The 14421-nt window shown below is 74.1% G+C and carries 10 protein-coding genes; 8 read left to right on the top strand and 2 right to left on the bottom strand.

The window, feature by feature from the left end; all coding sequences use genetic code 11:
- Positions 1–201: 201 nt before the first annotated feature.
- Together DXZ73_RS18525 and DXZ73_RS18520 are read left to right on the top strand one after the other, a co-directional pair.
- Positions 202–3918: a glycosyltransferase family 2 protein gene (locus tag DXZ73_RS18525; RefSeq protein ID WP_116212099.1), complete on the top strand. Its 3717-nt coding sequence runs from the start codon at positions 202–204 to the stop codon at positions 3916–3918.
- The gene (locus DXZ73_RS18520) at positions 3915–5459 is read left to right on the top strand and encodes a DUF5719 family protein (RefSeq protein WP_116212098.1); all 1545 of its coding nucleotides are present in this window, start codon (positions 3915–3917) and stop codon (positions 5457–5459) included. The genes DXZ73_RS18525 and DXZ73_RS18520 overlap by 4 nt, the downstream gene beginning before the upstream one ends.
- Before the next feature lie 119 nt (positions 5460–5578).
- On the opposite strand, the gene DXZ73_RS18515 is transcribed toward DXZ73_RS18520, so the two are convergent.
- Entirely contained in the window at positions 5579–6097 is a 519-nt protein-coding gene (locus DXZ73_RS18515) for a metallopeptidase family protein (RefSeq protein ID WP_116212097.1), read from the bottom strand.
- 272 nt (positions 6098–6369) lie between these two features.
- On the opposite strand from DXZ73_RS18515, the gene DXZ73_RS18510 reads away from it, so the two are divergent.
- The 6 genes from DXZ73_RS18510 (at position 6370) to DXZ73_RS18485 (ending at position 12219) form a co-directional block, all read left to right on the top strand.
- Positions 6370–6810 (top strand): DUF3499 domain-containing protein, encoded by a 441-nt coding sequence (locus tag DXZ73_RS18510; RefSeq protein WP_116212096.1) that lies wholly within the window; start codon positions 6370–6372, stop codon positions 6808–6810.
- 136 nt (positions 6811–6946) lie between these two features.
- Positions 6947–8305 carry a phosphomannomutase/phosphoglucomutase gene (locus DXZ73_RS18505; RefSeq protein WP_116212095.1) on the top strand — a complete coding sequence of 453 codons (1359 nt, stop codon included), beginning with the start codon at positions 6947–6949 and terminating at the stop codon, positions 8303–8305.
- Positions 8306–8458: 153 nt separating this feature from the next.
- Positions 8459–8635 carry a Trm112 family protein gene (locus tag DXZ73_RS18500; protein WP_116212094.1) on the top strand — a complete coding sequence of 59 codons (177 nt, stop codon included), beginning with the start codon at positions 8459–8461 and terminating at the stop codon, positions 8633–8635.
- 65 nt (positions 8636–8700) lie between these two features.
- Positions 8701–9858, top strand: a complete 1158-nt coding sequence (locus tag DXZ73_RS18495; protein WP_116212093.1) for an SIS domain-containing protein — start codon at positions 8701–8703, stop codon at positions 9856–9858.
- Positions 9859–9958: 100 nt separating this feature from the next.
- Positions 9959–11164: a mannose-6-phosphate isomerase, class I gene (gene manA / locus DXZ73_RS18490; RefSeq protein ID WP_116212092.1), complete on the top strand. Its 1206-nt coding sequence runs from the start codon at positions 9959–9961 to the stop codon at positions 11162–11164.
- A gap of 86 nt (positions 11165–11250) precedes the next feature.
- On the top strand, positions 11251–12219 hold the full coding sequence (locus DXZ73_RS18485; protein ID WP_116212091.1) for a cation diffusion facilitator family transporter: 969 nt from the start codon (positions 11251–11253) through the stop codon (positions 12217–12219).
- A gap of 43 nt (positions 12220–12262) precedes the next feature.
- Here the strand turns inward: DXZ73_RS18485 and DXZ73_RS18480 are convergent, their stop codons facing one another.
- Complete coding sequence (locus DXZ73_RS18480) at positions 12263–14233, bottom strand: fructose-specific PTS transporter subunit EIIC (RefSeq protein ID WP_116212090.1); 1971 nt, start codon at positions 14231–14233, stop codon at positions 12263–12265.
- Positions 14234–14421 lie beyond the last annotated feature (188 nt).

The following is a 14421-nucleotide window of genomic DNA, read 5'->3' as shown; positions in this document are numbered from 1 at the left end:
GGGAGTCCGAGGACACCCGGCCCGACCGCGTCGAGAGCCCCGGGGGCCCGCCGCCGGTGACGGGACGGGCGGGGGCGCACACCGCCGGAGAGGCCCTAGTGTGGTGGCCCGTCGAGCGCACCGCTCGACCGCAGCCAGCAACCGCACAGCAGTCCTCCGGGGGGCGACCCCCGGATCCCCGGCCGGAGGGCCCGTACCTCGATGTCCGTGCACAGCAATACGGCGGCCCACTACCCGGCCACCTCTGCCACGTTCGACCCCGCCGTCCCCCCGGCGTTCCCGCGCCACGTCGTCACCGCCGTGCTCGTCGCCCACGACGGCGCCCGCTGGCTGCCCGACGCGCTGTCCGGACTGCTCGGCCAGGAACGGCCCGTCCAGAGCGCCGTCGCCGCCGACACCAGCAGCACCGACGACTCCGCGCGGCTGCTCGCCGAGGCCCTCGGCGCGGACCGCGTCCTGCACCTCGCCCGCCGCGCCGGATTCGGCGCCGCCGTCGACGAGGCCGTCCGCTCGGTCCCCGCGCCGGACCCCGAGGAACTGCCGTACCTCAAGCGCTCCAGCGGCTGGGACCCCGTCAGCCGCACCTGGCGCGAGGACTCCTACGACCAGGGCGGCCACACCGACCACCGCCACGACGACCTCGACCCCGTCCAGTGGCTGTGGCTGCTCCACGACGACTGCGCCCCCGACCCCGGCGCCCTGCACGAACTGCTGCGCGTCGCCGACGCGGAACCCGACGCCGCCGTCATCGGACCCAAGCTCCGCAGCTGGTACGACCGCAGACAGCTGCTGGAGGTCGGCGTCTCCATCGCCCGCAGCGGCCGCCGCTGGACCGGCCTGGAGCGCCGCGAACAGGACCAGGGCCAGCACGACCAGGTGCGGCCCGTGCTGGCCGTCTCCACCGCGGGCATGCTCGTCCGCCGCGACGTCTACGAACAGCTCGGCGGCTTCGACCCACGGCTGCCCCTCATGCGCGACGACGTCGACCTGTGCTGGCGCGCGCACGCCGCCGGGCACCGCGTGATCGTCGCGCCCGACGCCGTCATGCGGCACGCAGAGGCCGCCGCCCGCGAACGCCGCCCCGTCGACTGCGCCGGCCGCTCGGCCGTGAACCCGCACCGCGTCGACAAGGCGGGCGCCGTCTACGCCCTCCTCGCCAACACCCGCGGCCCGCTCCTGCCGTACGTCATGCTCCGGCTCGTCCTCGGCACCCTGCTGCGGACCGTCGGCTACCTCCTCGGCAAGGCCCCCGGACAGGCACTCGACGAACTCACCGGACTCTTCGGCACCCTCCTGCGCCCCGGCCGGCTCCGCGCCGCCCGCAAGCGGCGGGGCGCGCCCGCCGTCGCCACGAGCGAGCTGAGACCGCTCTTCCCGCCGCCCGGCGCCACCGTCCGGGCCACCGTCGAACAGCTCGCGAGCAACCTGAGCGGCCGCTCCGAAGCAGACCTCTCCTCCGCCGGACGCCACGGAGCCGTCGAATCCGGACCCGGCGGCGACGACGCGGACTTCCTCGAGGTCGAACAGTTCACCCGGCTGAAGCGCATCGCCCGCAAGCCGGCCCCCGTCCTCTTCGCGCTCCTGCTGCTCGTCTCGGTGGTCGCCTGCCGCGGGCTGTTCGGCGGCGGCTCGCTGTCCGGCGGCGCCCTGCTGCCCGTGCCCGACGGCGTCTCCGGCCTCTGGGCGCGCTACGCCGACGGCTGGCACCCGATCGGCGTCGGCAACACCGGCAGCGCACCGCCCTACCTGGCCGTGCTGGCCGCCCTGGGCACGCTCTTCCTCGGCTCCACCGGCTTCACCCTCACCCTCCTGCTGGTCTGCTCCGTGCCCCTGGCCGGACTCACCGCCTACTTCGCCTCCCGCCCGCTCGTCTCCTCCCGCCTCCTGCGCGCCTGGGCGAGCGTCGCGTACGCCTTCCTGCCCGCCGCCACCGGCGCCCTCGCCACCGGCAGGCTCGGCACCGCCGTCCTCGCCATACTGCTGCCGCTCATGGCCCGCGCGGCCGTGGCCGCCACCGGACTCCGCGTCCCCGGCGCCCGCCCCACCTGGCGCGCCTCCTGGACGTACGCGCTCCTGCTCACCGTCACCACCGCCTTCACCCCGGTCGTATGGCCGCTCGCCGTCGTCCTGGGCCTCGGCGCGCTCGCCGTGCACGCCGTGCGGGGCGGCGGCGCGCAGCTGTCCGTCCACGGGCCGCGCTTCCTCGCGGTGGCCCTCACCCCGGTCCTCGTGCTCGCCCCCTGGTCGCTGGGGCTGTTCGCGCACCCCGGCCGCTTCTTCGCCGAGGCGGGCATCGACTACGGGCACGGCACGACCGCGCCCTGGCAGCTGCTCGCGGGCGACCCCGGCGGCCCGAAGACCTTCGGCGGCCTGCTCTTCACCGGCGTCGTCCTGGCCGCCCTCGCCGCCCTGCTGCGCGCCGACCGGGCCCGCGCGGTCCGTACGGCCTGGGCGGTGGCGCTCGCCGCCCTCCTCTGCGCGGCCCTGGCCAACGGCAGCGGCTGGGCAGGACCCGCCACCCTCGTCCACTGCCTCGCCCTCGTCGCGGCGGCCGTCGTGGGCGCCGAGGGCGCCCGCGAGCGCGTCGCCGCGCTCAGCTTCGGCTGGCGGCAGCCCGTCGCCGCCCTCATCGCCGTCACCGCGGCCGCGGGCCCGCTGGTCGCCGCCGTCGTCTGGATGGTGGCCGGGGCGGACGGACCGCTGGAGCGGCGCTCCCCGGAGCAGGTCCCGGCGTTCGTCGCGGAGGAGGCGGGCACCCGCGACCAGGCCCGCACCCTGGTGCTCGACGGCACCGACGGGCACGTGAACTACACCCTCGTCCGGGGCTCCGGCGCCCGGACCGGCGACGCCGAACTGGCCGCGGCCGCCGGGCGCGACAAGAAGCTCGACACCGTCGTCGCCGGTCTCGTCGCGGGCTCCGGAGCCGACCAGGCGGGCCTGCTCGGCGACTACGCCGTCGGCTACGTCCTCGTGCGCGACAGCGCGCCCGGCGCCATGGGCCGGGTCCTGGACACCACCCCCGGCCTCACCCGGCTCAGCCAGCAGGACCGCAGCTCGCTGTGGCGGGTCGACCGGGCCGTCGCCCGCGTCACCATCACGCCCGGCGACCATCAGGGCGCCGCGCAGCAGTCCGCCCCCGTGACGGTCGCCTCCGGGCCCGTCGAGGCGCACACCACCGTCCCGGACGGCCCCCGGGGCCGCGTCCTGCGCGTCGCCGACAAGGCCGCGCCCGGCTGGCAGGCCACCCTCGACGGCCGCGCGCTCAAGAGCACCACCGTCGACGGCTGGGCACAGGGCTTCGAACTGCCCTCCGGCGGCGGCAAGCTCGCCCTGACCTACCAGGCGCCCCTGACCCACACGGCGTGGCTGTGGACGCAAGGAATCCTCGCGGCCGTTCTCGTGGTGCTCGCCCTGCCGGGCCGCCGCCGCGAGATCGACGACGACCTGCCGGAGACGGCCGCCCCGGCGGCCGCCGCCCCCGCGCCCGCGGCACCGTCCGTACCGGCACAGCCCGCCGCGGGCGAGGGCCGCCGCGCCCGCCGCCTGCGCGCCGCCGCGGAGGCCGACCGCACGGCCGCCCCCGCGCCGCCGGAGCCGCCCGCGGCCGAGCCGACGGCCGACCCGTACGCACAGCCGACGGCCGACCCGTACGCCGCCGTCCCGCAACAGCAGCAGTACGGACAGTGGGGCGACGCCCAGGGCTACGGGACGTACGACCAGCAGCCCTACCAGGAGGGCGCCTACGACGGCTCCTACCAGCAGCAGGGCGGCGGGTACGGGCAGCAGGCGCACTACCCGGCCGATCCGTACGCGGCAGGGCCGTACGACCCGTACAGCTACGGCCAGCAGCCCTACGACACGACGTACGGCGACGGTGGCCACCACCAGCAGCACCGCGACGGGAGCGAGCAGCAGTGAAGCGCACCACCCTGTCCCTGTTCGGCGCGGTGGCGGCGCTCGCCGCCGTCACCGGGGTCGCCGTGTTCGAGGCTCCGGCGGGCACCGCCGGCACGGCCGCGAAGGCGCCCGCCCGGTTGCCCGTGGAGCGCTCGATGCGGCTCTGCCCGGCGCCCACGTCCTCGGACGTGGGGGAGACGGCGTACACCGCGTTCACCCCGGCCGGCGCACCCGGCCGCGCGGGCGCGCGCAAGGCCGCCGCGGACCTGCTGGCGGCGGGCGGGACGGCGGGCTCCGCGAAGAAGGACGACGGCAAGTCCGACGCCAAGGACAAGAAGAAGGACGACAAGGGCGCGGTCGCGGCCGGTGCGACGGTGCTCTCCCTGAAGGAGCCCGGCAAGCCCGCCATCGCCACCGCGGACCGCTCCGACGCGCCCGCCCTCATCGGCACCGCCGACGGCACGCTCGCACCCGGCTGGACCGTGCAGCAGAGCACCGTGGTGAGCGCGGGCAGCGGGCGCGGGCTGCACGGGCTGACCTGCACGGCCCCCGACACGTCCTTCTGGTTCCCGGGCGCGAGCACCGCCAAGAGCCGCCAGGACTACGTCCACCTGACGAACCCGGACAGCACCCCGGCCGTCGTCGACCTGGAGATGTACGGCAAGGACGGCCGGATCAAGGCGGCCGCCGGAGAGGGCATCAACGTCCCGCCGCGCTCCACCGTGCCGGTGCTCCTGTCGACCCTCACGGACGCCCCCACGGAGAGCGCGACGCTCCATGTGGCCGCCCGCTCCGGACGGGTCGGGGCGGCGCTCCAGGCGTCCGACGAGAAGCTCGGCGGCGACTGGCTGCCGTCCTCCGGCGAGGCGTCCCCCGACGCCGTCCTCCCGGGCATCCCGGCCGACGCCACGTCCGTCCGCCTCTACGTCCTCGCGCCCGGCGGGGACGACGCCGACCTGAAGCTGCGCTTCGCCGGGGCCAACAGCGCGATCACCCCGGCCGGTCACGAGACGCTGCACGTCAAGAGCGGCATGACGACGGCCGTCGACCTCGGGGACATCACCCGGGGCGAGGCGGGCTCGCTGCTGCTCACCGGGGACGGCAGCAGGACGCCGGTCGTCGCCGCGCTGCGGGTCACCCGGGGCAAGGACGACAAGCAGGAGACGGCCTTCATCGCCGCCACCCCGCCGATCGACAAGCGCGGCACCGTCGCCGACAACCGCGCGAAGAGCAGCACGCTCGCCCTGGTCGCACCTGGCAAGGAAGCCGCGCAGGTGAAGGTCACGTCCTCGGCGGGCAGCGACGGCGGCACCGCCGTCAGCAAGACGTACACCGTCAAGCCGGGCACCACGCTGTCCGTGGAACCGCCGGAGCCCTCCGGCGCCAAGGGGACCTACGCGGTGACCGTGGAGAAGGTCTCCGGAGGTCCGGTGCACGCCTCGCGGATGCTCGCGCTGCCCAAGGACGGTGTGCCGATGTTCACGATCCAGCCCATTCCGGACGACCGCTCCACGGTGGCCGTCCCGGAGGCCGAGCAGGATCTGTCGATGCTGAACCGGTGACGCGAGGGGGCGGGTTTCTCCGCCTCCGGCCATTGGCGCGTCATCGGCTCCCAAACCTCCGGTGCGGCACGGATCGCCGCCGCGCGCCGCCGCGTTGGGGCCACCGGCCCGCGCGGCGGTCAGTCCTGGCCGTACCGCGGGTCCACCGACTCCGGTGCGAGCCCGAGGAGTTCGGCGACCTGCTCCACCACGACCTCGTGCACGAGCAGCGCGCGCTCGTCCCGGGTCTTGGTGCGGATCTCCACCGGCCGCCGGTAGATCACGATCCGGTCGGGGGCGTCGCCGTGGGCGGCGACGTACCGCCCGAGCGGCACCGTCTCGCCGTCGAACTCGAAGGCGTCGAGCCCCTCGGAGTCGCTCATGGTGCCACGGCCGTCACGGGTGGTGACCGGCACCTCGCGCACGACGAAGTCGACCGCGGACAGCTGCGGCCAGAGCCGCTCCAGCCGCTCCGCGGAGTCGTGCACCAGGTCGACGAACGCCTCGCCCCGGCTGACCGACAGCGGCACTTGGGGCGGGGCGATCGGTCCGCGCATGCCGCGACCATGGCGGTCGCGGTGACGCGGTCGCGGGCCGGCGGGGCTGGGGGGGCTGGGGGCACCTCCGGTGGTGGCCGGAGGGGGTACGGGGCTGTCCATCACTCCCGAGGGTAGCCGTCGCCCGGCCGTGTGCACGTAGTGATCGCATATCAGCCGAATGTCGCTGGATGAACATTTTGGTCATCTCTGCGATCAATTACGGCCATGTGCAGGACGGGGTCGTGCTCGTTGAAGGACACTGTGCAGACAGCTTGATGACAGATTTTCTTGCCGCCGCGCCCTGCCCTCGGGGCCTCCGCGCAGGTCAACCAGGCGGTACGGAAACGGCGTCCACAGGGCGAACGGAGCCGACACGGAGGAGTGAGCCGGGGGTGAGTCGTCGCGGACCGCTCAAGAGTGCGGTACCGTCCAACCTCGTGAGCCCTGTACGTCGCTGTTCGCGCACTGCGTGCGGCCGCCCGGCCGTCGCGACGCTGACGTACGTCTACGCCGATTCGACCGCCGTTCTCGGACCGCTCGCCACCTACGCCGAGCCCCATTGCTACGACCTGTGCGCCGAGCACTCCGAGCGCCTGACCGCACCGCGCGGCTGGGACGTGGTCCGGCTCGCCCTCGACAGCGGCCCCGCCCGCCCCAGCGGCGACGACCTCGAAGCGCTGGCCAACGCCGTGCGGGAGGCGGCCCGCCCGCAGGAGCGCCTGACCGGACCGGCGGGCACCCCCGGCGCCGTCGGGCCCAACGGCCGCGAGGCCGACCCGATGGAGGTCGCGCGCCGAGGCCACCTCAGGGTGCTGCGCTCGCCCGACTCCTGACGCCCCGACGGCCCGGCCCGGGCCCGGTGGCCGTCAACACCCCTCCATACCCGGCCTTCCGCTCGTTCGATACCCGGATTGTCAGTGCCTCCAGGTAGGTTTGTGTCCCCGTAAAGGACTCCAGGAGGGGTTGGCTGTGGCTGATCTGTCGCAGATCGTGAAGGCGTACGACATCCGCGGTGTCGTCCCCGACCAGTGGGACGAGCCGCTGGCCGAGCTGTTCGGCGCCGCCTTCGCCCAGATCACCGGCGCGGACGCGATCGTGACCGGGCACGACATGCGCCCCTCCTCGCCCGGCCTGTCCCGGGCCTTCGCGCGGGGCGCGGCGGCGCTCGGCGTCGACGTCACCGAGATCGGGCTCTGCTCGACCGACGAACTGTATTTCGCCAGCGGCGCACTCGGCCTGCCCGGCGCGATGTTCACCGCCTCGCACAACCCCGCGCAGTACAACGGCATCAAGATGTGCCGGGCCGGCGCGGCCCCCGTCGGCCAGGACACCGGCCTCGCCGACATCCGCGCGCTCGTGGAGGGGTGGACGGAGACCGGGGCGCCCGAACCGGCCGCCACCCCCGGCACGATCACCAGGCGGGACGTCCTCGGCGACTACGCCGAGCACCTGCGCGGCCTCGTCGACCTGTCCGGCATCCGGCCGCTGAAGGTCGTGGTGGACGCGGGCAACGGCATGGGCGGCCACACCGTCCCGACCGTCCTCGACGGACTGCCGACCGAACTCGACGCGATGTACTTCGAGTTGGACGGCACCTTCCCCAACCACGAGGCCAACCCCCTCGACCCGAAGAACCTCGTCGACCTCCAGGCGCGGGTGCGCGAGGTCGGCGCCGACATCGGGCTCGCCTTCGACGGCGACGCCGACCGCTGCTTCGTCATCGACGAGAACGGCGACCCGGTCTCCCCGTCCGCCATCACCGCCCTGGTCGCCGCCCGCGAGCTCGCCAAGCACCCCGGCGGCACGGTCATCCACAACCTCATCACCTCGTGGTCGGTGCCCGAGGTCGTCAAGGAGCACGGCGGCAAGGCCGTGCGCACGCGCGTGGGGCACTCCTTCATCAAGGAGGAGATGGCCCGCACCGGCGCGATCTTCGGCGGCGAGCACTCCGCGCACTACTACTTCCGCGACTTCTGGAACGCGGACACCGGCATGCTCGCCGCGATGCACGTGCTCGCGGCGCTCGGCGGGCAGGACGAGCCGCTCTCGCGACTCGTCGCCCAGTACGACCGCTACGCCGCGTCCGGCGAGATCAACAGCACCGTGGCCGACCAGGCCGGACGGGCGGCCGCGGTCAGGACGGCGTACGCGGACCGCGACGACGTGCAGCTGGACGAGCTCGACGGCCTGACCGTGACGGCCGCCGACTGGTGGTTCAACCTCCGGGCCTCCAACACGGAGCCGCTCCTCCGCCTGAACGTCGAGGCACGCGACGCGCAAACGGTGGCCCGCGTCCGCGACGAGGTCCTCTCCATCATCCGCGCGTAGCGACGGCCCGGGGGCGGGGGCCGCCCGCCCCCGCCCCACCCACCCCGGCACGGAAGCGGAACCGCCGACCCACGACGCCCCGGATATCCGCCACCCCCAGCGGGAGCGACTACGCTGGCCGGGCAAGGGACGTACACGCCGAAGGGAACCCCCATGCCGCTCGAAGCCGGTCTCCTGGAGATCCTCGCCTGCCCGGAGTGCCACGCACCCCTCCACGAGGAGGAGCAGGCCGCCGAGCTGGTGTGCGAGAGCAAGAGCTGCGGTCTGGCCTACCCCGTGCGCGACGGCATCCCCGTCCTGCTCGTGGACGAGGCCCGGCGCCCCGCCTGACCCGTCCGCCCGGCCCGGCACACACCCGTACGGCGTACGCCACGGCGATCGGAGGCTGATCAACGGTGTTCGACGAGTCACTCCTCGACGATCCGGAAGCCCTGTCCCGAGCCGACCTCCACGGCCTCCTGCGCGGCGCCGCGGAATCCGGCGCCCGGGTCCGCACGGCCGCCCGCAACGCCGCGGAAGCGGGCGTCGGGGCGCTCCGGCCGGACGGCCGCCCGCGCGCCGTCCTCGTCGCCGGGCCCACCCCCGCCGCGGGCTGTGCCGCGGACCTCCTGACGGCACTCGCCGGCGGCAGCGCCCCGGTCACCCTGATCCGCCCCACCGGCGTCGCCCCGGCCCCCGGCGCCCTGCGCTGGACCCTCCCCGGCTGGACGGGCCCGCTGGACCTGCTGCTGGTCGCCAGCCCCGACGGCACCGAACCCGGCCTCGCGATCCTGCTGGAGCAGGCGTACCGCCGGGGCTGCTCCGTCGTCTGCGTCACCCCGGCGGGCACCCCCCTCGCCGACGCCACAGAACAGGCCCGCGGCCTGGCCATCCCGCTGACCGCCGCCCCGGGCGGCCCGCGCACCGGCGACACGGAGACCACCGGCGGCAGGGCCGCGCTCCCCATCGGCCCCGGCACCCTCTGGTCCCTGCTCACCCCGCTGCTCGCCCTCGCCGACCGCATCGGCCTGCTCGCCGCCGACCAGGGCGCCATCGAGTCCCTCGCCGACCGGCTCGACCAGGTCGCGGAGGTCTGCGGCCCCGCCCACGCCACCTACAGCAACCCCGCCAAGACCCTCGCGGCCGAGCTCGCGGGCACCCTCCCGCTGATCTGGTCCGAGGGCGACCTCGCCGCCGCGGTGGGCCGCCACTTCGCCACCGTCCTCGCCGCGCTCGCCGGCCGTCCCGCGCTCGCCGCCGAACTGCCCGAGGCGCTGACCGCGCACGGCACGCTGCTCGCCGGGGACTTCGCCGCGGGCGCCGACCCGGAGGACTTCTTCCGCGACCGCGTGGAGGACCCCGAGGCCCTGCACGCCCGCGTGGTCCTGCTCCGCGAGCGCGAACCGGACATCACCTCCCCGGGCCCCGCCGCCCGCGAACTCGCCCTCCAGCGCGAGACCCCCATCAGCGAGCTGGAGGCGACCGAGGGCGGCACGCCCCTGGAGACCGCGGCGGAGCTCCTCGCCATCACGGATTTCGCCGCCGTCTATCTGGCGCTCGCCTCCACCCCGTAGAACGAGGAGGCGGCACGGGCCAGTGACCGACGACCGGGCCCGTGAACACGCCCCGAGCAGGCCGGAACCCAGCCGCACGAACAGTCAGGAACCCGCCCCCATGGACCGCCTCGCCAACACCGTGCGCCCCTACGCCTGGGGCTCCACCACCGCGATCCCCGAGCTGCTCGGCACCACTCCCACCGGCGAACCGCAGGCCGAACTCTGGATGGGCGCCCACCCCGGCGCCCCCTCCCGCGTCGACCGCGGCGACGGGCCCCGGCCCCTGTGCGACACCATCGCCGACGCCCCCGAGGCCGAACTCGGCCCGGAGACCGTACGCCGCTTCGGCCCGCGGCTGCCGTTCCTGCTCAAACTCCTCGCCGCCGCCTCCCCGCTGTCCCTCCAGGTCCACCCCGACCTCGACCGGGCCAGGGCCGGATTCGCCGACGAGGAGGCGCGCGGCATCCCCGTCGACGCCCCGCACCGCACCTACCGGGACGCCAACCACAAACCCGAACTGCTCTGCGCCCTCACCCCTTTCGAGGGGCTCTGCGGCTTTCGCGCCCCCACCGGGACGGCCGAGCTGCTCGCCGCCCTCGACGTCGACTCCCTCAAGCCGTACGTCGACCTCCTGCACGCCCGGCCCGAGGCTGACGCCCTGCGCGAGGTCCTCACCGCCGTCCTCACCGCCGACCACACCGCCATCGCGGAAACCGTCCACGAGGCCTCCGCCGCCGCCGAACGGCTCGCCGCCGAGGACGGCCCGCACCGGGACGCGTACGCCGCCTACGCCTCGATCGCCCGCCACTACCCCGGCGACCCCGGCGTCATCGCCGCCATGCTCCTCAACCACGTGCGCCTCAACCCCGGCGAGGCCCTCTACCTCGGCGCGGGCGTCCCCCACGCCTACCTCGACGGCCTCGGCGTCGAAGTCATGGCCAACTCGGACAACGTGCTGCGCTGCGGCCTGACGCCGAAACACATCGACGTCCCCGAACTGCTGCGCGTCGTCCGCTTCGAGAGCACCGACCCCGCCGTCCTGCGCCCCGAGGCCGACGCGGGCGGCGAAGAGGTCTACGCGACACCGGTCGACGAATTCCGCCTCTCCCGCTACGTCTTCGCACCCTCCTCCGAAACCCCCGCCACCCTGCCCCCGGGCGCCCCCCAGATCCTCCTGTGCACCTCCGGCACCGCGGTCGTACGCGCCGCCGACGGCACCGAGCTGAGCCTTCGCAGGGGCGAGTCCGCGTTCGTACGGGCCTACGAGCGCACCGAACTCACCGGCGACGACGCCACCGTCTTCCGGGCCACGGTCGCCGTCTGACCCGCCTCCCGCCCGGCGGCTGCGACAATGACCCGCCGTAAAGGAAAAGCAAAGCAACAGCCGGGCGGAAGGGACAAGCCGCATTCATGAGTGCATCAGGCGGAACCAAGGCCATCGTCGCCGCGCTGGGGGCCAACATGGCCATCGCCGTGGCGAAATTCGTCGCGTTCGCGTTCAGCGGCTCGTCGTCGATGCTCGCCGAAGGGGTGCACTCGGTCGCCGACTCCGGCAACCAGGTCCTGCTCCTGCTGGGCGGCCGCAAGGCGCAGAAGAAGGCGAGCGAGGAGCACCCCTTCGGCTACGGCCGCGAGCGCTACATCTACGGATTCCTCGTCTCCATCGTCCTGTTCACCATCGGCGGCGTCTTCGCGCTGTACGAGGGCTACGAGAAGATCAAGGAACCGCACGAGCTGGACAACTGGTACTGGCCGGTCGCCGTGCTCGTCTTCGCGGTCGTCGCCGAGGGCTTCTCCTTCCGTACGGCCATCAAGGAGTCCAACGCACTGCGCGGAAAGCAGTCGTGGGGCTCCTTCATCCGCACGGCCAAGGCCCCCGAGCTCCCCGTCGTCCTGCTGGAGGACTTCGGCGCCCTCATCGGCCTCGTCCTCGCACTGTTCGGCGTGGGCCTGACGCTCGCCACCGGCGACGGCGTGTGGGACGGCATCGGCACGCTGTGCATCGGCATCCTGCTCGTCCTGATCGCGCTGGTCCTGGCCGCCGAGACCAAGTCCCTGCTGCTCGGCGAGGCGGCCGGCCCCGAGCAGATCGCGAAGATCCGCGCGGCCGCCGTGGACGGCGACACGGTCACCCGCGTCATCCACATGCGCACGCTCCACCTCGGCCCCGAGGAGCTGCTCGTCGCCGCCAAGATCGCCGTACGGCACGACGAGACCGCCACCGAGATCGCCCGCGCGATCGACGCCGCCGAGTCCCGCATCCGCGAGGCGGTCCCGATCGCCCGGGCCATCTACCTCGAACCGGACATCTACAGCGAGGAAGCGGCAGCGGCGGGCGAGGACCCGGCGGCGACCCCGGGCGGCCCGGCCCGCCACTGAGGGCCACGGTCGCGGAAGGGAGGCCGGGCAGGGCGAAGCGCCCCTATCCGACCTCCCGGAGCACCTCCACGACCGCCCCCGGCCCCTCCGCCGAGAGCAGCCGCTCCCGGAACCCCGGATCCATCAACTTCCGCGACAGCATCGCCAGCAGGCGCAGGTGCTCGTCATCCGCCCCCGCCTCCGGTACCGAGATCATGAAGATCAGCCGGGCCTTCGTGCCGTCCAGCGCCCCCCACTCGACCCCCTCCGCGGAACGGGCGAAGCCGACGACGGGCCCCGAGACCGCCGCCGTCTTCGCGTGCGGAACGGCGATCTCCTCACCGAGCCCGGTCGTACCGAGCTCCTCACGGGCGAGAGCGGCGCGGACGAGCCCGTCGACATCCGTCACCTTGCCGGAGGCCGCGAGCAGTTCGGCCATCTCCCGGATCGCCGCCTCCTTGCCGGTCGCGGAGAGCCGCGTGCGTACGGTCCGCTCGGTGAGGTAACCCGAGAGAGCCGAACCCTCCCCGGCCGACGGAGCCACCGGGGGAACGGGGGCGGAGGGCGCGGTGGGAGCGGCCGCCGTGACCCGGCCGCCGCCCAGCGACATCAGGGTGACCGTCGTCAGCGCCGTCACCGCCATGCCGATGGCGATGGCGACGAAGAACATCGGCACTCCGCCGACCGCCCCCAGCAGCGCCACGATCGGACCGCCGTGCGGCACGCTGTCCTTGACCGCGGCCAGGCCCGCGATCGCACCCGCGACCGCGCCGCCGAGCATGTTCGCGGGAATCACCCGCGCCGGCCGGGCGGCGGCGAACGGGATCGCGCCCTCGGTGATGCCGAAGAAGCCCATGAACAGCGCCGCCAGACCGGTCTCCCGCTCCTGGTCGGTGAACATCCGGCGCCGCAGCAGCGTCGCCAGCCCCTGCCCCAGCGGCGGCACCGGAATGGCCGCCGCACACATCCCCATGATCTCCGGGTTCCTGGAGACCAGGCCGGCGCCGAAGAGGAACGCCGTCTTGTTCACCGGCCCGCCCATGTCGAAGGCGATCATGAGGCCGAGGAGCACACCGAGCAGCGCCGCGCTCGCCCCGGTCAGCCCGCCCAGCCAGCTCGTCAGATGCTCGAACACCCAGGAGATCGGCCGGCCGATGACATAGATGAAGAACAGACCCAGCGCGGACGTCGCCACGATCGGGATCACGATCACCGGCATGATCGGCCGGACGAACTTCGGGACCTCGACCTTCTTGATCCAGCGGACCAGATAGCCGGCCAGGAAGCCGGTCGCGATCGCCCCGATGAACCCCGCGCCCGCCTTGCTGTCGTAGAGCTCCCCGTGACCTGCGATCCAGCCCCCGACCATGCCCGGCACCAGCGCGGGCCGGTCGCCGATCGCATAGGCGATGTAGCCGGAGAGGATCGGGATCATCAAGGTGAAACCGATGGTGCCGATGTCGTTGACGGACCGCCAGAAGGAGTTGTCGAAGACGATCCCCTGGGACGTGGTGTGACCGCCCAGCGCGAGCGACACCGCGATCAGCAGCCCGCCGACGACCACGAAGGGGATCATGTACGAGACGCCGTTCATCAGCGCCTTGTAGACGGCGCCGCGCTCCTTGCCCCCGCCCCCGACGGCCGTCGGAAGGATGCCGCTCCCGCCCCCGGAGCCCGAGTGCACCGGGGCGCTCCGCACCCGCTCGATCAGCCGCTCCGGGTGGTGGATGCCCTCGGCCACCCCCACGGACAGCACCCGCTTGCCGACGAAGCGGCCGAGGTCGACGTCCTTGTCGGCGGCGACGATGATGCCGTCCGCCTGGCTGACATCGTTGTCAGTCAGGACGTTCTCCGCCCCGATCGACCCCTGCGTCTCCACCTTCATCTCATGACCGAGCGCCTGGGCGGCCTGCGCCAGCTTCTCCGCGGCCATATAGGTGTGGGCGATGCCAGTCGGGCAGGCGGTCACCGCCAGCAGCCTGAGCCCCGGCCCCCTGACCCCCGCGCCCTCGGAGGGGTCGGCTGCACTGGTCACATGGATCTCCTCACAGATCGGCAGGCGCGGCGGCGTCGGCGGTTCCCCGCCGTCCGCGCGCTGATCGCATCCTGCAACACGGGGCCTGCGGAGGAAAGCGATCACGGCGCCCGTCGGCGGAACAGGGCCGGGCGGGGCTGGGGTTCACCACCACCATCGGTGTAGATTCGTGACCAGAGCCAGACGTC

This window comes from Streptoverticillium olivoreticuli subsp. olivoreticuli (assembly GCF_003391135.1).
GTDB lineage: Bacteria > Actinomycetota > Actinomycetes > Streptomycetales > Streptomycetaceae > Streptomyces > Streptomyces blastmyceticus.
Note: the sequence above shows the minus strand (reverse complement) of the source record. Positions and strands in the feature narration are given on the sequence as shown.